Source organism: Fortiea contorta PCC 7126, assembly GCF_000332295.1.
Classification (GTDB): domain Bacteria; phylum Cyanobacteriota; class Cyanobacteriia; order Cyanobacteriales; family Nostocaceae; genus Fortiea; species Fortiea contorta.
Genome location: NZ_KB235930.1, coordinates 303,921 through 327,524, shown reverse-complemented (window position 1 = coordinate 327,524; position 23,604 = coordinate 303,921). Strand labels below are relative to the sequence as shown.

Below are 23,604 nucleotides of genomic sequence, written 5' to 3'. Positions count from 1 at the left end.
GGAGCGGATATTTCTGGTGCGAAATAGTAAGCATGATTCATTATCGCCCCATGTTTGCTATCACATCTGCCCAATTAGCGACAATTCTTGATCAATCCACTCCTGATTTCTGCATACAAAGGTGGTGGAGGCGAGAAATTTGCTGATTTTCGGCAGTGTACCAGAGATCATCAACTTTCGCACAACAGTCATTGAAATCAGAATTCATGGTTTCAGTTGCTAATTCCATTCAATGTAAATTAGTTGTGACTAATGATGCATCAAAGTTCTGGTCGCTGGCGATTAGGTCTAGTACTATCGCTGTTAACGGTCTTTTTATGGGGAATTCTACCGATCGCTTTAAAAGTAGCGCTACAAGCTCTGGATGTCTATACGGTGATTTGGTTTCGGTTTTTAGTGTCCTTTGGGTTGTTGGCTATTTATTTAGCAGCACGGGGACAGTTACCACAATTAGCACAGTTGCGTTCTAGTTCGGGAAAGTTGTTAGCGATCGCTACTATTTTTTTGGGACTGAATTACTTGCTATTTATGCAAGGTTTATCGCTCACATCACCTGCGAATGCTGAGGTAATTATTCAACTATCTACTCTGTTGTTAGGTTTTGGGGGATTGGTTGTTTTTAAAGAACATTATCAACCGCGTCAATGGCTTGGTGTTGCTGTCATGGTTAGCGGTTATGTTTTGTTTTTTCATGAACAATTAACAAATTTAATAACAGGGCATGACAAATATATTTTTGGCAGTGGTTTAGTGATGTTAGGATCACTCGCTTGGGCTATTTACGCACTGGCGCAAAAGCAGTTACTGCAATCTTTATCTTCTGCTCATATTATGCTGGTGATTTATGGTGGTTGTGCATTTTTATTCACACCTTTTGCTAGCCATCAAACAGTTTTTACACTCAGTAATCTGCATTTGGGAATGTTATTGTTTTGTGCTCTCAATACTCTAATTGCTTACGGTGCTTTTGCGGAATCATTAGAACATTGGCAAGCTTCTAGAGTCAGTGCAGTTATTGCTTTGACTCCTATTGTTACCTTGATTTCAGTTGCTACCGTATCCGTGGTTGCACCTGATCTGATTCCACACGAAAAAATGACATTAATCGGTGTCGTTGGTGCTGTTTTGGTTGTAGTTGGTGCCATGGCGATCGCCTTAGAAAAAAATCACTAATCACCATCATTTAGTAACTCTTACCGCCTTGGAAATGCAGGTGTTCATTACATATTGAAAGCTACATTATAAATACTGAGGCGGAGTATTTTTTAATTTGTTATCATTTCATCGTAACCGCATCTCCTACAGTTAATCTCTTGCTAGGTAAGCATTTCTAATACCTGTTGAGCTTAGTTGCAGTTAATTTTAGATATTGCTACCAAGAGAATCAAACTACAACAATCAATAAATATTGAGGCGATTAATATTAATTAACCTTACCAGGGTGTCCGCATAACTACCAAAGCTAACGCCTCGTGACACAACATCAGCGAAACAGTTGAGCGATGATTAGTTTGTTTGGTAATTGGGCCAGCCCCCTGAAAAAATTTCCCCTGTCGCTGGTTCTGTCAGTACTGCTACCTACATTAGGAATTAATAATTCTGTAATTGCAGCAGAACGCATTCATGCATCTTATTCAGCCTTAGATTTTGCTATTTCAGTTAATTCTTTAGAAAACTATGCCAAGACGGGTGTAATTGACAAAGAATTAGCCACCTATCAGCAATATCTATCACCAACACAGCTCGCCGAATTAAAGCGAATTTTACGCACCCCGGTGAAAGTTAGCCCGGTGGTAGTAGCACAATTTCTGCATACACCCCAAGGCGAATTTCTTTTGCGACGATTAGCGCAAGTAATTCAAGATAAACCTTCGCAACCACAGCCAAAGTTCGACGCTTTAAGATCGGCGTTGATTTCGGCGTCTGCGGAACCAGAAGGACTAACGTTATTAAATTTGTTACGAAAGTATCCTACCAGAATTCTGGACATTGATTTAGCACATAGTTTGGGAATAGCTGCAGAATTAGAAAAATTGGTACATGAAACCAGTCAAGCGATCGCTACAGTTACTAAAAAATCCGATATAGAAGCTACTATCACTCAAGCAGCAACAAAGTTTGCCAAATTACCAGATTTGCGGCGTCCGGGAAAGTTTAAGCTGCAAACAAAGACACTCAAGCTTTTCGATGCCACACGTGGCAGGTTATTATTAACCGATATTTATCTTCCCAACCTCAAAAGTCCAGCGCCTGTCATCGTCATTTCTCACGGTTTGGGGACAGACAGTAGCAACTTTCAATATTTAGCAACTCATCTAGCTTCCCACGGATTCGCCGTCGCCGTTCCCACTCATCCCGGTAGCAATACCCAACAACTGCGATCGCTACTCAATAAACAAGCCGGCGAAGCAGCACAACCAAACGAATTCCGCGACAGACCCCTAGATGTCAAATATATTCTTGACCAACTAGAGAAAAACAACCAGTCTGGCTCACAATTCAAAGGTCGGTTAAATCTGCAACAAGTCGGAGTCTTCGGTCAATCTTTAGGTGGATATACAGCCTTAGCCTTAGCAGGCGCTAAAATTAATTTCGAGCAACTCCAGCAAGACTGTCAACCACAAGCGCTGCAAAGCACCTGGAATATGTCCTTATTACTCCAGTGTCGCGCTTTAACCTTGGATAACAATAACCCAGGTCAAGAAGATAACTTGCAAGATAGCAGAGTTAAAGCAGCGATCGCTGTTAATCCCATTACTAGCTCCATCTTCGGCAAAGCTGGCTTAAGCCAAGTGCGAATCCCCGTCATGGTTGTCGGTAGCAGTGATGACACCGTTGCACCAGCATTATATGAACAGATCCTACCATTCTCCTGGTTGGCGAATTCACACAAATATCTCGTCATGCTCGTAGGTGCGACCCACTTCTCCGCTATTGGTAACGGAAACATCGCCAACCAACCCACCGGCTTACATTCCCAAGTCATCGGCGATCATCCAGCCCAAGCAAGACAATACATCAACGCGCTGAGTTTGCCTTTCTTTCAAACTCATGTCGTCAACGCCACACAATATACACCTTATCTCAACGCCACCTACGCCAAAGCTATCTCCACCCAGCCTTTGAGTTTAAGTTTAGTTAAGTCTTTGAGCATTAATGAACTCATACAAGCCCTCAACGCTGACCTCAAAGCCGGGAAAGCCACCAACAAAGCTTCTTCCAACTCTATAGTTAATTTTGGTTTTTGGATGTTGGATATAGGTGTAGCATTATTGCATGTGATGATTTTTCTTTAAATCCCGCCTACGCTTATGGGCAACAGGTAATAAGGTTATACTTATTTCCGATTCACGCTCAAGTATCAACCCCCCGTGCAAGGTTTCCTAAACTTAAACAAACCATTTAACTGGACTTCTCATGACTGTGTGGCGCGAGTGCGAAAACTCCTGCGCTTCAAACGTGTGGGACATGCGGGAACTCTCGACCCCGCAGCTATCGGCGTCTTACCCATCGCCCTCGGTAAAGCTACAAGATTATTGCAATATTTACCAGGAAACAAAGCTTATCAAGCCACCATCCGCTTTGGTGTACGAACCACAACCGATGATTTACAAGGTGAAGTGATCACATCTCAACCTTGCTCTCAATTAAGTTTAGCGGCGGTGAAAACTGCATTACCAGCATTTGTGGGGAAAATAGAGCAAATCCCACCCAGTTACAGCGCCATTCAAGTAGATGGGAAACGCTTGTATGACTTAGCACGCCAAGGCGCAATCGTAGAAGCGCCCAAGCGTACAGTTGAAGTTTTGCAAATAGAGATTTTAGATTGGCGAGGGGGAGACTTTCCAGAATTGGATTTAGCGATCGCCTGTGGAAGTGGTACATATATTAGAGCGATCGCTCGTGATTTAGGCGCAGCCTTAACAATCGGTGGTACTCTCGCAGCTTTGACACGCACCGAAAGCAGTGGCTTTCACCTCACCAATAGTCTCACCATTCCAGAATTAGAAACGCAACTACAAGCCGGTACATTTCAACCCATCCTCCCAGACACAGCACTACAACATCTACCATCATTAACCCTAGCAGCGACATCTGCCGAGAAATGGTGTCAGGGACAACGCCTTCCCCTCACCCAAGACCTATCAGGAATAGCGCGAGTTTATGACGAAGAGACTCGCTTTTTAGGAATCGGTCAAATACAAGAAAATATCCTAATTCCCCAGATGGTCTTTGAACCAATTTCTTGACCATATAAAACATCCTCTCACTCCCAAGTTGACACACTCCGCAACACAGTCGGGATTTCTCCTTGAGACAGCGGAAACTCTAAAATAGTCTCTCGATAACCTAAGTATCCAGACTCAGCAAACGACAACAACATCCGCGACAGCGCCAACCACACCTCTAATTCATACTCCCAATCACGATAGCGCGAAGCCTGACCAGCGATCGAACGCAACGCCCAAAAATAAGAATTCCTCACCACAGAACCCCCCTTCTTAAACTCTGGGAGGTCTTCATGATTGAGGATTAGTACTTGATTTTCAATTCTCGCTCTCATAATACTAGGCAACAAGAAACAGGCTGGAAAGTCTCTTAGTGTAACGATTATCTCTTTAGTTTATGTCCTCATCTACCTGACTACCGCGCCTCGACAACATGCTGCTAAGTTTGATACTTATTCACCGTGTCAATTTGTAGGTGCATTACTGTTGACAAAATTTGTTTTGCTTCAACTTGATACCAATACTGAAATACTCGCCCTGCACTTACCCAATATCCAACCATATTCCCGATAAAAACTCTATCTCAGCAAGTGTCACTCTGAAAGACCCAAGTAAATTTAGACTCTTGACTTTTAACCGTAGAAACGAAATGATATGCAACATATCAATAGTCAGTAAATAATCAAGCAAATACGCAGATATGCAAATCATCTGAAGCCAGAATAGGCTCAGGGTCTACTCATCTTCTAGCTGCAACCGACATGTCTATGGGATATTACAGACAAAAAGCAATGCAATTCTCATATTTTCCACATTTGTGCAAAGGAATGAGATAATCAGATCAAAATTTTCACTCGCAAGTTTACGACTGATGTGTTAAACCATTCTTTTACTTAGAAGTAAATACCAGAAACTAATATTAATTCCCTGGCACATCAAAACAGTTTTTATTTAATCTTCAGTTATGTCTTTTCCATAAAATATACCAACCACTAGGCAATATATAGAACAATATGCTGTTACGCTCAATTACATATCTGTCTTGTAACCCTTGAACAGTAATATTGATTCCACATATTTTACTAAAGATGAATAAACTAATTCCAGCTATCAAAGTCAAAAACCTCAGCTTTTATTACGACACCCAAAAAATCTTAGAAGGAATATCAATTGATATTTTTCAAGACAAAGTTACGGCAATTATTGGCCCTAGTGGTTGTGGTAAGTCCACTTTTTTAAAATCCCTGAATCGCATGTGTGAATTAGAAGGAGATGTGCATGTTGAAGGGAGAGTAGAATTTTTTGGGCAGAATATCTATGAGCGCCGAGTCAACTTGAATCGGGTGCGCCGTCAAATTAGTATGGTGCTCCCAAAACCCAACCTTTTTCCTATGAGTGTCTATGACAATGTAGCCTATGGGGTAAAAATAGTGGGATGGCGCCCAAAAGCAGAATTAGACGAAATTGTTGAATTTGCAATTAAATCTGCAGATTTGTGGGATGAAGTCAAAAACAAGCTCCACAAGTCAGCTTTAGAATTGTCTGGTGGACAACAACAAAGACTTTGCATTGCTCGCGCTTTAGCAGTTAAGCCAAAAGTTATTCTGATGGATGAGCCTTGCTTTGGACTTGACCCAATCGCTAGCATGAAAATTGAAGAACTCATCCAGAGTTTACGCTCTGAAGTAACAATTGTCATTGTTAGTCACAATATGCAACAAGTCACCCGCGTATCTGATTTTACGGCTTTCTTTAATAGCTATGAAAATCGCGTTGGTCGCATGATTGAATTTGGTGCTACACACAAAATTTTTACCAATGCTCTTGATATGCGTACCCGCGACTACCTCTTAGCACGCTTGAATTGAAGTCTGTTATTTTCAGCAAATTACCACTTGCTTTATGGCAAAAAATAGGAATTTATCTGATTAATTCCTACTCACCACCATCTTCAATTCTTGATTTTCAGGGTGTTTACGGTTGTCAAAGTATTTTTTATCAATCCGTTATCTTAGCCTAGCTCCGCTACTACGTGTATCAGTGTATGATTAATACAGTGTGTAAAGAAATGTAAAACATAAAATGCAGGATCGAGTTATTGTTGTTGTCGGTGCTACGGGTGGTATTGGTTCAGCCTTAACCCGTAAACTAGCTCACACAGGCGCACGGCTAGTGTTAACCGCAAGAGACGCAGTGCGATTAGCAACACTGGCAGATGAATTACCAGGTGAGGTTTTGACTATCCCCTGCGATATTACTGATCCCCAACAAGTGGATATTTTAGTAGAAAAAGCGATCACTCAATTTGGTCAAATAGATGTTCTAGTCAATGCGGCTGGTGCTGGTATCCTCAAACCCTACAACAGCCTAGAACCAGCCGATTTAGACAAGATGCTAGACATCAACCTCAAAGGCAGCTTTTACACCACTCAGGCGGTAGCTGAGGAGATGCAAAAGCGCAAATCCGGCCATATTTGTAACGTAGTGGGAATTCTGGGTAAGCACTCGATGGCCATGGCTGCAGCTTATTCTGCTTCCAAGTTTGGCGTCGTTGGTTTTAGCAAGTGTATGGCAGAAGAACTTAAACGCTTCGGGATTAAATTTACCTTATTTTACTTTGGGGGTGTCGATTCACCCTTTTGGGATCACGTCAGCTTGAAGGTGGACAGGAAAAAAATGCTTACTACTGAAACCGCTGCTAATGCGATTTTCTTTGCATTGAGCGCTGACCCTCAAGCCGTACCAATGGAAATCAACATCCAACCAGACAGTCATCTGTTTTTCTAAGTTCACAGCAGCTAACTGAAGTCTGAAACTACCTCACTCATCAAGCGAAGGACAATTTTCATGATTCGATAGCTCACAAATCACAAATAACAAGTAACAAATCACAACTAAACATAACAATAACTGCGATAATCTTAATAAAAGTTAAACTTCTCCGCCGATGCTAAGACTAATTACTGACTTCGACGGCCCGATTATCGATGTTTCCGAGCGCTATTATCGCGTTTATCAATTTTGCCTGGAGAAAATCCGCCGCCCAAATCAACCAGTGCAAGAATTGTCTAAAACCGAGTTTTGGCAGATGAAGCGAGCGCGCATTCCCGAAAAGCAAATTGCCATGAATTCTGGCTTAGATGCCGCACAATCACAAGAATTTGCTCAGTTACGGCGGCAAACGGTGCATACAGAGCCTTATTTCCAGTATGATAGCCTCATGCCCGGTGCGATCAATGCTCTGTCAAAAATTCAAGCAGCTGGCGTCGATTTGGCAGTCATGACAATGCGGCGGGTGTGGGAACTAGACTATGCCTTTAAAAAATACGATTTAGGCAGATTTTTTCCCGAAAATCGCTGTTATTGTTTGAGCAATGACTATGTGAAAACCCGCGACATCGAAGACAAACCCCTGTTAATGGCGCGGGCTTTAGCAGAGTTACCGCCAGCTAGGGATACTTGGATGGTGGGAGATACAGAAGCGGATATTACTGCTGCGAAAAAACACGATATCAAGGTGATGGCTGTAGAGTCTGGTATCCGCGATCGCATTCAATTAAAACTATATCACCCAGACTTCATTATTCCTGATTTAACCTTCGCTGTAGATTTCATCCTTAAAAACGCAAGTACTGCTCACGAGCAACTTGCAATAAGATAACCTCTGTTGACATCGATAAAACACCGCCTCTGCGAACTAGTTTTGCAGAGGCGGTGTTTTTGCTCGTGTTTTAGCACCTGTAAGTGTAGCTGACTCTAATCGGTTTAACGCAGAAAACTACTAACCAACCACAACAAAATAAACGTCAACACCGTAGAAAACTGATTCGGCGTCAGACTCATAAAGGTTATTTGTGGTAACAACCAACCAGCAATTAGCCCCCCGATAACTAAGCCTAGTATCAGTCCAATCAGGGTGAACAAAACTGCTCTACCAAACTTACCTTCTTTGCGGTTGAGAAAATAAATGCTGATTCCTACTCCAACTACCAGCGCCAGTTGTAAAACTTGATCCCCGGTTGCTGGGTAAAATATACTGATAGTACTCAAACCAATGTACCAAGCACCTGGTAGAAGCACGTCCGTAGGTGTTGGTTTATCTATCATCCTTTGCAGCCATGCAGGAGACTGCTCGCGGGGGGTAGGACTTTCTTTGGGGAGTGATTGCACTCTTAGCTCTGGGAAACGAATACGCTCAGGCACTTTAATTTTACCTTCCTGGCGCATCCGTAAGCGATCCATTAAAATCGCGTCGTATGCCACTTCAATTATTTCTAGACGTTTAGCATCGCCACTATGTTGCTCGAGTAAACGATTGCGAGCGTCTTGAATCTCATCAAAGCTAGCATCTTCTGATACCCCAAGTTTTTCGTAGGGATTTTGATCGCTCATGGGAGTTTATACTTTAGCCTTAGTCAACGGCAGTCTTCTGTTGACAGAAAAACAACTTTTAAGTTTTATCCTCATTTAAAACCAGTAGATTAACCGATTTTCATGCTCTACCTGGATAGTAGCACGGCTTAGTCTAATCGGTTGGGAAAATTTATCTACAAACACTTTAACATATTGTTATAACTCCGTGTATACCCTCATGTCGTTGACTAATTCTAGCTCTACTCTAGAATTTGAAGATAGGATACCTAAGACGCATTTTTTATGAGAAAAATTACTTTTTTGTGGCAAATTTGGCAAACCAGCAACATTCACAGACACTGATGTTAGGGATATGGGAACCTGATACTCTTCCTCCCGCAGAAATGGAAATTACTCAAATTTGATGAAGTTTTCATCAAGCCTTCGTATAACTGTGATGGCGATCGCTTTCTCAAGTGATTTAAATTACACCATAATAGAGATAATAAAGTGTTATGTGTTACTAATCTCCTGTTGGTAATAACAGAGAATTTGCTGACTAGGCGTAGAGTCGTAGCTCCAGGCGCTCGCATCTAAATCACGCTGGATACCAAAGTTGTTACTGCAACTGTCCCACATCCTGATTACACTATTATTTGAATAATCAGGAAATGCATCTCCTAGCCTTGTAGATTCTTAATCATTCCCTCAAAGTGGAAACTGCGTTTTTACGCAATTTTGCTGTTAATCCTATGAACTTCTGTGCAAAGTGATGGTCATGGCTCCTGCCAAGATTCTTGTAGTTGATGACGACCCTGCGGTTCGGAATTTAATCCAACGCTTTTTGATCAAGCAGAGCTATCAGGTAGAGGCGGCCGAGGATGGTAAAACAGCCTTAGCCTCATTTGAGCAGTTTAACCCCGATTTGGTGATTCTAGATGTGAATTTACCAGATGTGATTGGGTTCAACCTCTGCCAAGAGATGCAAAGTCGTAATGGTGTTTTTGTGCTGATGCTGACTAGCCGCACTGACGAAGCCGACAAGATTCGTGGCTTTGCTAAAGGTGCTGATGACTATCTCACCAAACCATTTGGACTGGGAGAACTGGAAGTCAGAGTAGCAGCTATTTTGAGGCGTCAGCGAGTTGTCACCACAGCCGAACAAAAACGCCTAGTATTTGAAAAACTGATGATTGATCCAGTACGGCGGGAAGTGGCGCTTAATAACCTACCAGTACCACTAACTGCTTTGGAATTTGATTTGTTACATTTTTTAGCCAGCCATCCAGGTCGAGTTTGGCGGCGTGCAGAACTAATTCAAGAGGTGTGGGACTATGAGTATGTGGGCGACCAGCGGGTTGTCGATGTACATATCGGTCAAATTCGTAAGAAAATTGAAATCGATGCTAGCCAGCCTGCTTTAATTCAAACTGTACGTGGTGTAGGGTACAAATTTGAGTGTCCTGCTTACCCCCAGGTAATGGAAGCCAATTCTTAAGTTTTATAGTCAAGAGTAAAAAGCTCTCGACTATAAACTGTTTGCGAATGTATAAAAATTAGTGAATTTTTGCGGTTTGACTCAAAACAATATTTGTGTTTATGTAGCTAACCGAAAACTTTTCATTAATTATAAATACTGTACTAGTAGCAGTACGGTGAATTCAAAATTACCAAATTCTCAATACTTGCGGCTTACCGCCTTGGTCTGCGGTAGGCCGCGTTTGGCAATTTTACTCAAGAAATCTGCCGATGAAAGAAATCGGTACATCTGGCGTGGGTGAAAAAGGTCATTTATCTTCCACAGATGCAGTCTGGTTCTGGTCGTCTGTCACATTAATTTTGACAAGTTTGTAGTCAGCACTAAAGTGCTTAAAAATTCAGGACTAAAGTCCCGACTACGAACTTATGAGACAGACCACTAGAATCGGTCAGGTAGTTTCATATTTCCTACTCAAGTCTTTTATTTAGCTGTGGTGGAACAAAGTTTCCAGATAGACACGGGCAGCGCGGCGATCGCTGTCTCCATTTTGCAGCAAAAATAATGATAGGGCCGCCGTCAATACTCGATTTTGATCCCAATCAGGATGGGTTTCTAGGTAGTTCTGGAGAGATTCGTGCAGTGTTTCGGGAATTTCCGTAAAAATGCTAACTGTTGCGTTCATGAGATTTTCCTCCTCTGAGGTCAATCAAGAGGTACTAATTGCTCGCTTTGGGTAGCCTAGGGCGCTGTGTGCAATCTTCTCTGTGCCCCACGGTCTGTATCAACATCTGAAATAATTTACACATGTTTTCTGCCACGGGAGAACAGATTACAACAGCAAGCCGAACCATTGTGCAGTAAGAGGGGGTAGGTTTGTCAATGCTGCGAAATGTTAAAAACTTTAGTATGTAAAATAATTTTCTACGAAATAATCAGGGTTTAGACTGGGTTTTTGTTACATTTCTCAATAAAAACTCAGTCTATTTCATTTTCGATACTTAGAAGTAAAAAATCCCCAGTAAGACAGCAAGAGCCTATGACCTCGTAGAGCATCTGTGGAAAACTGCCAAAATCCCTGTGGAAACCCTGTGGAATCAGTGAGGAAAATTTCCCTCAATAATAAGAATTACAAAAATCTGATCTTGTGACGAAATTTAATTTTCTCAGGTTTTGGCCCCTACCTCGCGCATCTGCATCGAGTAATCAAGGCGATCGCATCCATAAAAATAGACTAATTAGTGAGATATTTTCTTATTAAGCACATTTATGACTGGAATGAACACTCCTCCATGACCGGAATATATGTGCCAATTGTATAAGTCCTGATTTAATAATGAGCGATCGCTTATTCCTAAATTTGTCACTAAACTATCAAATTATTTAATGATATATTTTTGCATCTAATCTTATTATAATAAGAGCCTGAATAAAGCTTGATTCATCGCTAAAGCTGCAATTATTAAAAATCATCTACCATGAATACAAAAATTATTCGCAACACAGCGTTTCAACTACACCGTTGGCTGGGTTTAGTAGGTGGAGTGCTGCTGTGCATTGCGGGGTTAACAGGAAGTGTGTTAGTTTTCTGGCACGAAATTGACGAAATAGTTCTAGGTCAGCATATTCATCTAATAAAATATAATTAGTTGCAAAATTATCGATATTTTGCACAAGCCGATAATCTTGCAACTTAACTTTATTTCCGGCGCTCTTGCAACCGACGATACACCGCCTTGATATCAACTTGGTGGTGAGCTAGAGCCACAAGGGTATGATAGAGCAAATCTGCCACTTCCGATGCGATCGCCTCTAGTTCATCATCCTTACAAGCCATCACCACCTCAGCGCTTTCTTCACCAATCTTTTTCAAAATCTTGTTATCGCCACCTGCAAACAACTTGCAAGTATAAGAATTTTCATTGGGGTGGTCACGGCGATCGCAGATCACCTCAAACAACTGTGATAAAGTGTCTCCTGGAGGCGACACGATTTGCCCATCCACTTGATGAAAGCAACTGCGCTCACCAGTGTGGCAAGCAATATCCCCTAATTGTTCTACGCCAATTAAGAGCGCATCACTATCACAGTCATAACGGACACTCTGAACCTTTTGGATATGTCCAGAAGTCGCCCCCTTGTGCCACAGTTCTTGACGGGAGCGACTCCAAAACCAAGTTTCACCAGTTTCTAAAGTCTTTTGTAACGACTCCCGACTCATCCAAGCCATCATCAAAACCGCACCATCAAGATAATCTTGGACTATTGCAGGCACTAAACCCCGTTCATCGTAGCGGATTTTCTCGAGCGGGATAGCATGGTGCAGTGAATGCGAATCGGTAGAAAACATACCAGCTAGTTTGTGTTCGTGAGAATGATTCATAGACTCACGATACCATTCTAGACCGCCCAACTAACGTACTTTTTCATCCCCCAGGCTTTGCAAATGCAGCCTGCATAACATAATGTCATCTTTTGGGTGCTGCTAATTTTATACGATTAGAATTCTGATGTAGTTTTTCAACCTATCCTAAGATAGAGCTTTTTTGTTCCTCACCACTAGGAGAAAATCTTGGTCAATACAACGATTAGAACCACAAAATCACAAGAAATCTTCGCCGCTGCTCAAAATCTGATGCCTGGAGGAGTGAGTTCCCCAGTCCGCGCCTTCAAATCCGTTGGTGGACAACCCATCGTTTTTGACCGCGTTAAAGGTGCTTATATTTGGGATGTAGACGGCAACCAATATATTGACTACGTTGGTACATGGGGGCCTGCTATTTGCGGTCACGCCCACCCAGAAGTAATTGCAGCCCTCCACGAAGCTTTAGAAAAAGGTACCAGCTTCGGCGCACCCTCAGCACTAGAAAATGTACTGGCAGAAATGGTCATCGATGCCGTTAAGAGCATCGAAATGGTAAGATTTGTGAATTCTGGCACAGAAGCTTGTATGGCAGTATTGCGGCTAATGCGGGCTTACACCAACCGAGAAAAAGTCATCAAATTTGAAGGCTGCTACCACGGTCACGCTGACATGTTCCTCGTGAAAGCAGGTTCGGGGGTAGCCACACTCGGCTTACCCGACTCTCCTGGAGTACCTAAATCTGCAACCAGCAGCACATTAACAGCACCATACAACGACCTAGAAGCTGTCAAAGCCTTATTTGAGGAAAACCGCGACGAAATTGCTGGCGTCATCTTAGAGCCAGTTGTTGGTAATGCCGGCTTCATTCCTCCCGATGCTGGTTTTTTGGAAGGGTTACGGGAACTCACCCATGAACACGGCGCCTTGTTAGTTTTTGACGAAGTAATGACAGGCTTTCGCATCGCTTACGGTGGCGCGCAACAAAAATTTGGCATCACTCCCGATTTAACAACCTTGGGTAAAGTTATCGGTGGTGGCTTACCAGTCGGAGCCTATGGTGGTCGTCGAGATATCATGTCAATGATTGCACCAGCAGGCCCTGTTTATCAAGCTGGTACACTTTCTGGTAATCCCCTAGCGATGACAGCTGGGATTAAAACCCTGGAATTGCTGCAAAAGCCAGGTACTTACGAGTATCTTGATCAAATTACCCAAAAACTTGCAGATGGTTTATTGCAAGTTGCTCAAGAAACAGGTCACGCGGTTTGTGGCGGTAACATCAGTGCGATGTTTGGCTTATTTTTCACCTCGGGCCCAGTCCATAATTACGAAGATGCGAAAAAATCTGACACAGCCAAATTCGGACGCTTTCATCGTGGCATGTTAGAGCGTGGTGTTTACCTAGCCCCGTCTCAATTTGAAGCTGGGTTTACATCTTTTGCTCATACTGAGGCAGATATTGAGCAGACTTTAGCTGTCGCCAAAGAGGTGCTGTCTAGCCTATAACCTCAATAAGCAAGTTGAAGTAAAGCAAACCACGATGAAGTACAGCATGTAGCTACAAGGTAACTTTTCACCCTTTGTCTTTGAGACTGATTTAGTTAAAAGTGCTGAGTATAAACATACTTAAGGAAATTACTCAGCACTATTACTATTAGCGCAAGCTAAAACTATTAACAAACGAATATATTGGTGGAAGCTTAACCTAAGTGTATCTTCAAAATCAAAGTAATATAATCTCGAATTAAGTATATTTAACTATAGTAAAACTACTAAAATTTGACTCAACTTCAACGTAACTTTAACAACTCTTAAAAGCATTTCCAGCAAAAATTACCTAGCAAAAACTGATTCTGCTTTCAATAATGAAAAGAGTGCAAAGCAACAATCATTCTTTGAGCAGCGAGTTGACAGTGCATGAGCTATTGCTTAAACCCTACCTGTCCGAGTCCAGAAAATTTGGCACATAGCCAAAGGTGTCAGTCTTGTGGCTCCAAATTATTGTTGAGCGATCGCTATCAAGTAATCAAACCGCTAGGTCAGGGTGGCTTCGGCGCCACTTTCCTCGCCTGCGATCAATCCCTACCAGGAGAACCAAGCTGCGTCATCAAGCAACTTCGTCCTTCCACAACCGCACCACAGGTTTTGCAAATGGCGCGAGAACTCTTTGAGCGAGAAGCCAAAACCCTAGGTAAAATCGGTAATCATCCCCAAGTACCAAGACTACTGGACTATTTTGAAGAAGACCATCAATTTTACTTAATTCAAGAATACATCAGCGGTGCTACTCTCCAGCAAGAGGTTAAACGCAAAGGTAATTTCAGCGAAGCGGGAATCAAGCAATTTTTGAGTGAAATGCTACCTGTGCTGCAATATATCCATGACCACAAAGTGATTCATCGTGATATCAAACCAGCCAACTTAATTCGCCGCACTCAAGATGCCAGAATGGTTCTTATCGACTTTGGCGCCGTTAAAAACCAAGTCACCCAAGCAATTACAAACCAATCAGAACATACAGCATTAACTGCATACGCTATCGGTACCCCCGGTTTCGCACCTCCAGAGCAAATGGCTATGCGCCCAGTCTATGCTAGTGATATTTACGCTTTGGGAGTCACTTGTATTTATTTACTTACCACTAAGTCTCCTAAAGATTTGGACTACAATCCCACAACTGGTGAAATGTTGTGGGAGGAGCTTGTCCAAATTAGTGACCACCTCAAAGGTGTCCTGCGGAAAATGTTGGAAGTATCAGTACGCAATCGCTATCAGTCAGCTGAAGAAGTACTCAGAGGACTAGAGATGGAGCCGTATCTAGAAAGTTTAGCTCAAGGCTTACTTGTCAAATCTGACGTTAACTTCAAGGAATCGGCCCGTAACCACCGCGGTGATTCTAGTATTTTATGCAATGGTTCCACTTCTAATCCCACCAGTTCAGGAGTGGCCCAGGTAGCAGCCGCAATTCGGGCTAGACGAGCTAAAGCAGCAGAAGCCGCTGGGTTACACACAGCAAAAATGCACGCAGGAAGTCAAATCGCAAAACAAACAACTTTGGGTAGCACTAATAGTAATGGTTCACAAGGTCAAAATTCTCAAGTTGCACGTAAGTTCGATACTCAAGGTTTACTTAGTGCTTATCTTAAAGGAAGGCGAGATTTTGCTCAACACAATTTGAGTATGTTGAACTTGCAAGGTGCTGACTTATCTGAGACGAATTTCCATTCGGCACAATTACGAAAAACTAATCTCCAAGGAGCTAATCTGCATCATAGCGACTTTGGTAGAGCTAGTCTAACTCGTGCTAATCTCAAGGATGCTAATTTGAGTAAAGCTTACTTCAACAATGCAGATTTAGAAGGCGTAGACCTCCGAGGTGCTGACCTTAGCTATGCTTATTTTAGCAACGCTAATCTCCGGGGAGCTAATTTGTGCGGAGCCAATCTCATGGGGGCAAAAATATCTGAAGAACAGTTGTCATTGGCTAAAACTAATTGGCTAACGGTGCGTCCTAATGGTAAACGAGGTTTGTTGTAATTCTATAGCGATTTGCAAAGCCGATATAAAAAATGGGAATTAATTTTTTTTAGTATTTCTTAATTCAATTAATACTATTCAGTAATTGATTTATCTACTTAATTACAACTGATTTTAATCAAACTAGAAATGAACTAAAAATATGGACGTAGGTTAACTGCGTTCATATTTGTTTATATTTATTACTGTTTTTTTTAAAAAATTAATATGTCATATTTATAATGAAATAAAAATTGTTTCAAATTTTTATTAAAACTATACTTTTTTTATACAGATAAGATTGTTTCCTAGCTACTTCACAATTAAAATACAATAAAGATATACATTTAATATAATTGCTCAATAGAAACACTATTTTTCAATTTTTAGTAAGTAAAAAAACATACATAATATAGCTGTTTAAGAGTAATTAAAAATCCCGTAATTCTCTCCTGGTGTGTCGTAGTCAATCAATCACATAATGGCTGATGAACACAGGAAATTACAGGAACTAACAACCATGTTTCTCAAGAAAATTGCTTGTATTGCGGCTTTATCCGTATCTGCGATCGCTTCATTGACCTACGCCGGCTCTGCTCATGCGATTTCCTTTAAGGTGACTACAGGGGTAGCTGGCCCTAATGGTGTCACTGACCAAGGTGCGTATTCTGACTTTTTTGCGCTTCCAGGTACAACAACTATTGACTTTAATAGCGGTATCGCACCAACTACCGGATTTGCCAAATACTCGTTTCAAAAGAATGACGGTAGCAGTAGTGTTCGCTCCGATCGGTGGGCACCTGCAGGCGCTAACGGCGAAGTTAATAAAACCAATTACTTGGCGGTTTTCCAAGGTAATGATGTCACCATTAATCTAGAAAAGACGCTCAATTATTTTGGTATTGACTGGGGTGCTATTAGCGGTGGTAACGTTTTTTCTTTCTACAAAGACGACACCTTAATTAAGTCATTCAGCACAGAGGATGTTGACCCAGTTGCACCAATTCGCGCTGAACAGCATTACGGTGAAGGTAACGGTTTTCTCCATTTCTATTCTGATAGTAAACTAGATAACTTTAACAAAATCGTCATCAGTCAAACTGGTGGTGGTGGATTTGAAAGTGATAACTACTCTTTCCGTGCGGGAACCGGACGTTTTGATTTTGAAGATCCTACATCTGTACCTGAACCTAGTGTTACTTTAGGGATGCTGGCTGTTGGTGGTGTATTTCTACTCAAGCGCAAGAACCAAAAATTAAAAAGTGTCAGACAATCTGCCTAAAGATTGACAATTAAAAAGATATTCAAATTAAGCAGAGATAAAACTGATTATTTTTTCAAGCGAGGAATCACTGAGATTCTTCGCTTAATTTTTGCATGGGAGATAAGAGTCAGCGTTTGGAGGAGGATGTTTTTTCACTGCTGATGATGTGTAGATCAACGTTTTTAAGTAAACGGACTAATCTTTGAGTTAAAGAACCTTTAAGAAACATTTGCCAGCGCGTTAGCAAAGCGCCTCCGAAGGAGGTTCGCTGGCTTTCACCGATGACAATTTGGGTGATATGATATTTCTGTGCTACTTCAGCGATCGCTTTAGCAACGTTACTGTTGGTGACTCGCAAAAAAGTACCTTCAAATTCTTTGCACAGTTTTTCACAAGTGTGGATATGTAAGCTTTCTTCCTTGGTGAGGAAACGTTCTGGGTCGGCTACAAAGACAACATAAAGCGGTGCGTTCATGTAGCTAGCTAGCCTAGCACCCCGGCGTAACAACTGCACTGAGTTGGGATAAGTGGAAACACATACCAAAACTCGCTCATGAATATTGCAGAATTCGCCATTCGGGCTAGATGCGATCGCATCTTCCTCAATGTTGTCTGCTACTTCCCGCAATGCTAATTCCCGCAATGCAATTAGGTTACGGCGCTGAAAAAAGTTATCTATGGATTGTTGAATTTTTTCTGGTGCATAAATTTTGCCTTCGATCAACCGTTCTTGCAGAGTTTCTGGAGTAACATCAACTACTACCACCTCATCAGCGTCTTCTAAAATCCTGTCGGGGACTCGTTCTCTGACAACTATACCTGTGATTCTTGCTACTAAATCGTTGAGACTTTCGAGGTGCTGGATATTCATTGTCGAGTAGACATCGATACCTGCAGCTAAAATCAGTTGTACATCTTCGTAGCGTTTTTCGCGCAGCGAACCAGGGACGTTGGTGTGAGCGAGTTCATCGATTAACGCTAATTGGGGCGATCGCTTGAAAATCGCGTCTGTATCCATTTCTGTCAGCGTCAAACCACCACGCAGAATTCGCTGACGAGGGACAATTTCTAACCCCTCCCCCTTTTCCATCGTTTCCTTCCGTCCGTGGGTTTCCAAAAGCCCCACGACGACATCAATACCTTCCTGTTTCAGCGCGTGTCCTTCTTCCAGCATCCGAAAGGTTTTGCCTACACCAGGAGCCATACCGATAAAGATTTTGTGTTTACCCCGTCGCATAGGATAAAGGGAAGAACTTATGGAAGCCAAGGATTTAGTGCCAGCTTAACAAGTATAAACACCGTCAAGCATATCACTATTGGTAGATATTTATATTCTTAACTGAATTTATTAATTTTGCTTGCGGTTGAATTCTTGTAAATCAAGAGCGTAATTTAATCGCAAAACGTTTACTCCTGGTTCGCCAAACAACCACAAAAACCTCCCATCGGTATATTTATTAATTAAAGGTAATATTTCATTTTCGGGAATACCTCTAGCCCGAGCTACTCTTTCTAACTGTTGTCTAGCGGCTTTAATAGAAATATGCGGGTCTAAACCAGAGCCGGAAGTGTAAATTAAATCAGCAGTAGCTTGAATATTTTCATCTCGAAATTGATTAGCTTGTTCTAAAATTCTGTTCATTAATTCTGGATTACTAGGAGCAAGGTTACTAGCACCAGATATACCAGTTGGTCTAGCTTTTTTTCCTTGACTATATCTCACTGTACTCGGACGACTGTGGAAGTATTGCTCAGATGTGAATACTTGACCAATCAAGGCTGAACCGATTGGTTGATTATCAATATTCACCATCACACTACCGTTTGCTTGTGCGGGTAAGAAAACTTGACCGACAACAAGAATCAGCAAAGGATAAATAATAGCTGTTAATAACCAAAGCACAAGAGTGATGCGAACTGCTCTGATGATTTCTCGAATAATAAACATAAAAAACTTGTAAATTTAATTGCGAATTTTGAATTTTATTACTTATGCTGGCGTAATTTTCTTGCTGCCTGATGAGTGCATTTTGCTATTTTCAATTGCCATGAACAAACTTAATTATCAATTATTTTAAGTTAACCCTACTGCCGTTATCAGCATATCTATTAACTTAATAGCGATGAACGGCACAATCACTCCACCTAAGCCATAGATGAGGATATTGCGTTGCAATAATTGATTAGCTGTCAAAGGTCGAAATTGTACGCCTTGCAAAGCTAGAGGAATTAAAGCAGGGATAATCAAGGCGTTGTAAATCAATGCTGATAACACGGCGGAATTAGTACTGGTTAACTGCATGATATTGAGACTTTGCAAGTTTGCGGAGGCAAAAATTACTGGAATAATGGCAAAGTATTTAGCAATATCATTCGCAAGAGAAAATGTAGTTAATGCTCCACGAGTCATGAGCAATTGTTTACCAATAGTAACGATATCAATCAGCTTTGTGGGGTCTGAATCCAAATCCACCATGTTAGCGGCTTCTTTTGCTGCTTGAGTACCTGTATTCATTGCTACGCCAACATTTGCTTGTGCGAGGGCGGGAGCATCGTTAGTCCCATCTCCCGTCATGGCGACTAATTTACCTTGCGCTTGTTCTCGTTGGATGACGCTGATTTTGTCTTCTGGAGTAGCTTCGGCGATGAAGTCGTCTACCCCGGCTTCTTTAGCAATAACTGCGGCGGTAATGCGGTTGTCTCCAGTCAGCATGATGGTACGTACTCCCATGCGTCGCAACTGGTCAAAACGTTCGCGGATACCGGGTTTGACAATATCTTTGAGATAAATGACGCCGTAGACTTCGTGATCTAAGCAAACTGCTAGGGGTGTACCTCCCTGTTGAGAAACTCTTTCATAAGCTGCGTCTAATTCGGGTGTATCGTGTCCATTGCGGGAGCGAACAAATCCTTTAATTGCACCAACTGCACCTTTTCTGGCCTCGCGCCCACCGGGTAAGTTTGTCCCACTCATGCGGGTTTTGGCGGAGAATTCAACACCTTGGGCTTGGTTGTAATCGAGATCAACTTTGACGCCTAAATTTTCTGCTAGGCGGACGATTGATTTGCCTTCTGGGGTATCATCAAACACACTAGCTGTCCAAGCTACATTGGCAATCTCTTCTAAAGAGTGACCGTTGACGGGGATAAACTCCTCGGCTAGACGATTACCGAGGGTTATTGTACCTGTTTTGTCGAGGATGAGGGTGTTAATATCTCCGCAGGCTTCCACTGCTCGTCCGGAAGTAGCAATCACATTAAATTGCGCGACTCGATCCATACCAGCAATCCCGATCGCACTGAGTAACCCGCCGATGGTTGTGGGGATCAAGGCTACCAACAGAGCAACTAAAATGGAGACGCTGACTGGACTATCGACATAGTAGGCGATCGCTGGTAACGTTGTCACCACAAATAAAAATACTAAACTCAAAACTGCTAATAACACCGTCAGGGCGATTTCGTTCGGTGTTTTACTGCGTTCTGCGCCTTCGACTAACGCAATCATCCGGTCAATAAAACCTTTACCTGGGTCAGTAGTGATGCGGATAATCAGTTCATCGGAGATAATCCGAGTCCCACCGGTGACGGAACTAGCAACATCAGAACCTGATTCTTTCAGAACTGGCGCAGATTCCCCAGTAATCGCTGATTCATCTACTGAGGCGACACCCATAATCACTTCACCATCAGCAGGAATGATATCACCAGCAACGACGTAGATTGTGTCACCTTGTCTGAGACTGGTAGAAGAAATTTCGCTAATACTACCATCAACTGCCAGTTTTTTGGCGATTGTCTCGGATTTTGTTGACCGCAATGCATCCGCTTGGGCTTTACCTCTTCCTTCCGCCATGGCTTCGGCGAAATTGGCAAACCACACGGTGAAGAATAAAATTACTGTTAACAAGCCGTTGAAAAGTTGTGGGTTCTTTCCCTGGGATGGGCCGAACAGATTGGGGTCAATTGTTACCGATAAAGTGATGAGTGTTCCCATCCAAACCACAAACATCACCGGGTTTTTGACTGCATCTTTGGGATTAAGCTTGAGAAATGCATCTTTGATGGCTCTGAGGTAGAGCCATTTGCTATTTATTTTCGCTTTTTTGCGGGATGGACGGCGATCGCCTCCCCGAGAACGTGGAGATTTAGATTTGGCGGTAGTTACAACTTGATTCATGAATTTTATTGTGTGAGGAGATGCAGTAGTGGGGGGAAGATGAGAGAACAAGTGAAAGGGAACAGGGAACAGGGAACGGGGAAAACTAAGCCCCTCACGAGGAACGAGGCTTTAAACCTTTACCTCTTTTCGTAAATTATTGATTCCTCCTCATCTTTCTCATCTCCCTAACTTTTCTAGCTACCAGCAGCGAGTTTAAAGCTCTCGGCTAGGGGGCCTAAAGCCAAGACGGGAAAGAAGGTGAGTACCCCTAAAATGACAATTACTATGGATGTGACACTGGTAAATAGTAGAGAATCGGTTTTGAGAGTACCTGGAGTTTCGGGAACTACTGGTTTATGAGACATACTTTCCGCCAAGATTAACAGAGCAATCATGGGGATGTAACGTCCTACTAACATGCTGAAGCTGGTGCTTAAATTCCACCACAGAGTGTTATCTTTTAATCCCTCTAAGCCGGAACCATTGTTAGCACCCGCTGAGGCGAATTCATAAACCACTTGAGAAACACCATGAAAACCAGGGTTGGTAATTCCAGATAAAGAGACGGGATAAGCTAGAGCGATCGCACTGGGAATCAAAACGGTGATGGGGTGAATTAACAGTACTACGCTGGCGAGGATAATTTCCCGTTTTTCAATTTTACGCCCTAAAAATTCTGGGGTGCGTCCCACCATTAATCCTGTTAAAAACACGGTGAGTATTAGATAAACGAATAAGTAAGCTGTTCCTGTACCCTGTCCTCCCCAGATAATTTGCACGAACATGTTGAATAAGGTAGAAAATATTCCTTGAGGCATGAAGGAGTCATGCATTCCATTGACACCACCGCACATGGTAGCGGTAGTCATCACGCCCCATAATGCTGTCTGCGCCCAACCAAATCGGATTTCTTTACCTTCTAAATTCGGCTCTTCCCAGCCCAGGGAGGCGTTTACTAGGGGATTACCTTGTAATTCTCCTGTAGCTGCTATCCCCACCAACACCACAAAAATTGCTAACACCATCCAGAAAAGTAACCAAGCCTGTTTGATATTATTGGCAAATATACCGTAGGTGTAAATCAAGGCGGCGGGAATGGAAATCATGGCGATCATCTCGATTAAGTTGGAAGCATTGTTAGGATTTTCAAAGGGATGAGCCGAGTTAACACCGAAAAAGCCACCACCGTTCTCGCCTAACATTTTGATCATCTCGAAGGATGCGACTGGCCCTCTAGCTATATACTGTGTGCTTCCTTCCAAGGTTTTCACCACCAGTGTTCCCGCTAATGTTTGTGGTACTCCCAGTAAGAGTAGAGCGATCGCCCCGATTACACAAATGGGTAACAAAATCCGTGTAATTGCTCTGGTCAAGTCAATATAATAGTTTCCCAGTGATTTACCTGTTAACCCCCGAATAAAGGCGATTCCCACCGCCAACCCCGTAGCGGCGGAGGTAAACATTAAAAAGCCTAGGGCTGCTACTTGGCTAAAATAGCTTAATGTCGTCTCACCTGTGTAATGTTGCTGGTCAGTGTTTGTCACAAATGAAACAACAGTGTGTAATACTACACTCCAGGTAGGTGCACCCAAACCGTTGGGATTCCAAGGCAATAATCTCTGAAAATATACAAGGAAATACACTACAATTCCCATAATGAAGTTGCTGGCTAATACTGCCCTGGCGTATTGTCCACCCTTCATATCATCTTTTTTACGCACACCAACTAGTACATAGATACTGTGCTCTATGGGGTTCATTAGAGGATCAAGCAGTGTTCTTTCTCCTAAAAAAACACGCGCTATGTATCTTCCCAAAACTGGAGTGATTAGTATGACAATAGCGAGTGTTAAGCCAATTTGTAAAAAACCTTGTCCCATGTATTTTCTGCTCAATTATATTTAAGTAATCAACAGCTAAATTTTTAGAACTAATACATTAGCTGTTTGGCAATTTGTGGAATGAGACATCGGGTAACGTCTCAATTTCCTTGAGATTTACTAAATCTAAATTTGCCTCTTTTCGCCGTCACTATTGTTTAAATGATTTTTTAAGTTTCCGTCAATAACATTTGAATTTTACTCACAGTTGTCTATGATTTCTCATTGATATTATTTGTTTATACAATATATTTTTGCAAGTCGCTACTTTCGTGTATATAGTATTTTATGATATTTTTATTACATAAAATTCTTCAAAATCTAGTATAAGTTTACACAACTTTGCGTTTTGAGGTAA

The 23,604-nt window shown here is 42.1% G+C and carries 19 protein-coding genes; 11 read left to right on the top strand and 8 right to left on the bottom strand.

Annotated features, from left to right (window positions below; genetic code table 11):
* Positions 1-255: 255 nt before the first annotated feature.
* The 3 genes from MIC7126_RS0101560 (at position 256) to truB (ending at position 4,250) form a co-directional block, all read left to right on the top strand.
* Complete coding sequence (locus MIC7126_RS0101560) at positions 256-1,173, top strand: DMT family transporter (protein ID WP_017651359.1); 918 nt, start codon at positions 256-258, stop codon at positions 1,171-1,173.
* A 329-nt stretch (positions 1,174-1,502) separates the two neighbouring features.
* Positions 1,503-3,296, top strand: coding sequence for an alpha/beta hydrolase (locus MIC7126_RS0101555; protein WP_017651358.1), 1,794 nt, complete (start codon positions 1,503-1,505; stop codon positions 3,294-3,296).
* A gap of 75 nt (positions 3,297-3,371) precedes the next feature.
* Entirely contained in the window at positions 3,372-4,250 is an 879-nt protein-coding gene (truB, locus tag MIC7126_RS0101550) for a tRNA pseudouridine(55) synthase TruB (RefSeq protein WP_017651357.1), read from the top strand.
* A gap of 17 nt (positions 4,251-4,267) precedes the next feature.
* On the opposite strand, the gene MIC7126_RS0101545 is transcribed toward truB, so the two are convergent.
* Positions 4,268-4,564 (bottom strand): hypothetical protein, encoded by a 297-nt coding sequence (locus MIC7126_RS0101545; protein ID WP_017651356.1) that lies wholly within the window; start codon positions 4,562-4,564, stop codon positions 4,268-4,270.
* 753 nt (positions 4,565-5,317) lie between these two features.
* On the opposite strand from MIC7126_RS0101545, the gene MIC7126_RS0101540 reads away from it, so the two are divergent.
* The 3 genes from MIC7126_RS0101540 to MIC7126_RS0101530 all read left to right on the top strand — a co-directional run bounded on the left by MIC7126_RS0101540 (position 5,318) and on the right by MIC7126_RS0101530 (position 7,890).
* A complete protein-coding gene (locus MIC7126_RS0101540) occupies positions 5,318-6,097 on the top strand; it encodes a phosphate ABC transporter ATP-binding protein (RefSeq protein ID WP_017651355.1) in 780 nt (259 codons plus the stop codon).
* 214 nt (positions 6,098-6,311) lie between these two features.
* Complete coding sequence (locus MIC7126_RS0101535; protein WP_017651354.1) at positions 6,312-7,016, top strand: SDR family oxidoreductase; 705 nt, start codon at positions 6,312-6,314, stop codon at positions 7,014-7,016.
* Between the two features lie 160 nt (positions 7,017-7,176).
* Positions 7,177-7,890, top strand: a complete 714-nt coding sequence (locus MIC7126_RS0101530; protein ID WP_017651353.1) for an HAD family hydrolase — start codon at positions 7,177-7,179, stop codon at positions 7,888-7,890.
* Between the two features lie 104 nt (positions 7,891-7,994).
* On the opposite strand, the gene MIC7126_RS0101525 is transcribed toward MIC7126_RS0101530, so the two are convergent.
* Positions 7,995-8,621 (bottom strand): CPP1-like family protein, encoded by a 627-nt coding sequence (locus MIC7126_RS0101525; protein WP_017651352.1) that lies wholly within the window; start codon positions 8,619-8,621, stop codon positions 7,995-7,997.
* Positions 8,622-9,360: 739 nt separating this feature from the next.
* Between MIC7126_RS0101525 and MIC7126_RS0101520 the strand changes: the two genes are divergently transcribed.
* Positions 9,361-10,080 (top strand): response regulator transcription factor, encoded by a 720-nt coding sequence (locus MIC7126_RS0101520; protein WP_017651351.1) that lies wholly within the window; start codon positions 9,361-9,363, stop codon positions 10,078-10,080.
* Positions 10,081-10,546: 466 nt separating this feature from the next.
* Here MIC7126_RS0101520 and MIC7126_RS0101510 read toward each other — a convergent pair whose 3' ends face one another.
* Positions 10,547-10,744 carry a DUF2811 domain-containing protein gene (locus MIC7126_RS0101510; protein WP_017651349.1) on the bottom strand — a complete coding sequence of 66 codons (198 nt, stop codon included), beginning with the start codon at positions 10,742-10,744 and terminating at the stop codon, positions 10,547-10,549.
* A 793-nt stretch (positions 10,745-11,537) separates the two neighbouring features.
* On the opposite strand from MIC7126_RS0101510, the gene MIC7126_RS28955 reads away from it, so the two are divergent.
* Positions 11,538-11,708: a PepSY domain-containing protein gene (locus tag MIC7126_RS28955; RefSeq protein WP_017651348.1), complete on the top strand. Its 171-nt coding sequence runs from the start codon at positions 11,538-11,540 to the stop codon at positions 11,706-11,708.
* Between the two features lie 50 nt (positions 11,709-11,758).
* On the opposite strand, the gene hisIE is transcribed toward MIC7126_RS28955, so the two are convergent.
* Positions 11,759-12,409: a bifunctional phosphoribosyl-AMP cyclohydrolase/phosphoribosyl-ATP diphosphatase HisIE gene (gene hisIE / locus MIC7126_RS0101500; RefSeq protein ID WP_026099957.1), complete on the bottom strand. Its 651-nt coding sequence runs from the start codon at positions 12,407-12,409 to the stop codon at positions 11,759-11,761.
* 222 nt (positions 12,410-12,631) lie between these two features.
* Between hisIE and hemL the strand changes: the two genes are divergently transcribed.
* The 3 genes from hemL to MIC7126_RS0101485 all read left to right on the top strand — a co-directional run bounded on the left by hemL (position 12,632) and on the right by MIC7126_RS0101485 (position 17,222).
* A complete protein-coding gene (gene hemL, locus MIC7126_RS0101495) occupies positions 12,632-13,930 on the top strand; it encodes a glutamate-1-semialdehyde 2,1-aminomutase (RefSeq protein ID WP_017651346.1) in 1,299 nt (432 codons plus the stop codon).
* Between the two features lie 411 nt (positions 13,931-14,341).
* Positions 14,342-15,961, top strand: a complete 1,620-nt coding sequence (locus tag MIC7126_RS0101490; RefSeq protein ID WP_017651345.1) for a serine/threonine-protein kinase — start codon at positions 14,342-14,344, stop codon at positions 15,959-15,961.
* A gap of 460 nt (positions 15,962-16,421) precedes the next feature.
* The gene (locus MIC7126_RS0101485; RefSeq protein WP_238553589.1) at positions 16,422-17,222 is read left to right on the top strand and encodes an Npun_F0296 family exosortase-dependent surface protein; all 801 of its coding nucleotides are present in this window, start codon (positions 16,422-16,424) and stop codon (positions 17,220-17,222) included.
* A gap of 109 nt (positions 17,223-17,331) precedes the next feature.
* On the opposite strand, the gene MIC7126_RS0101480 is transcribed toward MIC7126_RS0101485, so the two are convergent.
* The 4 genes from MIC7126_RS0101480 to kdpA form a co-directional block, all read right to left on the bottom strand.
* On the bottom strand, positions 17,332-18,441 hold the full coding sequence (locus MIC7126_RS0101480; protein WP_026099956.1) for a universal stress protein: 1,110 nt from the start codon (positions 18,439-18,441) through the stop codon (positions 17,332-17,334).
* A gap of 111 nt (positions 18,442-18,552) precedes the next feature.
* Positions 18,553-19,152, bottom strand: a complete 600-nt coding sequence (gene kdpC / locus MIC7126_RS0101475) for a K(+)-transporting ATPase subunit C (protein ID WP_017651342.1) — start codon at positions 19,150-19,152, stop codon at positions 18,553-18,555.
* 126 nt (positions 19,153-19,278) lie between these two features.
* The gene (gene kdpB / locus MIC7126_RS0101470) at positions 19,279-21,384 is read right to left on the bottom strand and encodes a potassium-transporting ATPase subunit KdpB (protein ID WP_017651341.1); all 2,106 of its coding nucleotides are present in this window, start codon (positions 21,382-21,384) and stop codon (positions 19,279-19,281) included.
* 176 nt (positions 21,385-21,560) lie between these two features.
* Positions 21,561-23,246: a potassium-transporting ATPase subunit KdpA gene (gene kdpA, locus MIC7126_RS0101465; protein WP_017651340.1), complete on the bottom strand. Its 1,686-nt coding sequence runs from the start codon at positions 23,244-23,246 to the stop codon at positions 21,561-21,563.
* Positions 23,247-23,604 lie beyond the last annotated feature (358 nt).

Excerpts from the sequence above, each read along its gene's own strand:
- MIC7126_RS0101560 (WP_017651359.1), top strand. The coding sequence starts at position 256 with ATGCATCAAAGTTCTGGTCGCTGGCGATTAGGTCTAGTACTATCGCTG.
- MIC7126_RS0101555 (WP_017651358.1), top strand. The coding sequence starts at position 1,503 with ATGATTAGTTTGTTTGGTAATTGGGCCAGCCCCCTGAAAAAATTTCCC.
- MIC7126_RS0101545 (WP_017651356.1), bottom strand. The coding sequence starts at position 4,564 with ATGAGAGCGAGAATTGAAAATCAAGTACTAATCCTCAATCATGAAGAC.
- MIC7126_RS0101540 (WP_017651355.1), top strand. The coding sequence starts at position 5,318 with ATGAATAAACTAATTCCAGCTATCAAAGTCAAAAACCTCAGCTTTTAT.
- MIC7126_RS0101535 (WP_017651354.1), top strand. The coding sequence starts at position 6,312 with ATGCAGGATCGAGTTATTGTTGTTGTCGGTGCTACGGGTGGTATTGGT.
- MIC7126_RS0101530 (WP_017651353.1), top strand. The coding sequence starts at position 7,177 with ATGCTAAGACTAATTACTGACTTCGACGGCCCGATTATCGATGTTTCC.
- MIC7126_RS0101525 (WP_017651352.1), bottom strand. The coding sequence starts at position 8,621 with ATGAGCGATCAAAATCCCTACGAAAAACTTGGGGTATCAGAAGATGCT.
- MIC7126_RS0101520 (WP_017651351.1), top strand. The coding sequence starts at position 9,361 with ATGGCTCCTGCCAAGATTCTTGTAGTTGATGACGACCCTGCGGTTCGG.
- MIC7126_RS0101510 (WP_017651349.1), bottom strand. The coding sequence starts at position 10,744 with ATGAACGCAACAGTTAGCATTTTTACGGAAATTCCCGAAACACTGCAC.
- MIC7126_RS28955 (WP_017651348.1), top strand. The coding sequence starts at position 11,538 with ATGAATACAAAAATTATTCGCAACACAGCGTTTCAACTACACCGTTGG.
- hisIE (WP_026099957.1), bottom strand. The coding sequence starts at position 12,409 with ATGTTTTCTACCGATTCGCATTCACTGCACCATGCTATCCCGCTCGAG.
- MIC7126_RS0101490 (WP_017651345.1), top strand. The coding sequence starts at position 14,342 with ATGAGCTATTGCTTAAACCCTACCTGTCCGAGTCCAGAAAATTTGGCA.
- MIC7126_RS0101485 (WP_238553589.1), top strand. The coding sequence starts at position 16,422 with ATGGCTGATGAACACAGGAAATTACAGGAACTAACAACCATGTTTCTC.
- MIC7126_RS0101480 (WP_026099956.1), bottom strand. The coding sequence starts at position 18,441 with ATGCGACGGGGTAAACACAAAATCTTTATCGGTATGGCTCCTGGTGTA.
- kdpC (WP_017651342.1), bottom strand. The coding sequence starts at position 19,152 with ATGTTTATTATTCGAGAAATCATCAGAGCAGTTCGCATCACTCTTGTG.
- kdpB (WP_017651341.1), bottom strand. The coding sequence starts at position 21,384 with ATGAATCAAGTTGTAACTACCGCCAAATCTAAATCTCCACGTTCTCGG.
- kdpA (WP_017651340.1), bottom strand. The coding sequence starts at position 23,246 with ATGGGACAAGGTTTTTTACAAATTGGCTTAACACTCGCTATTGTCATA.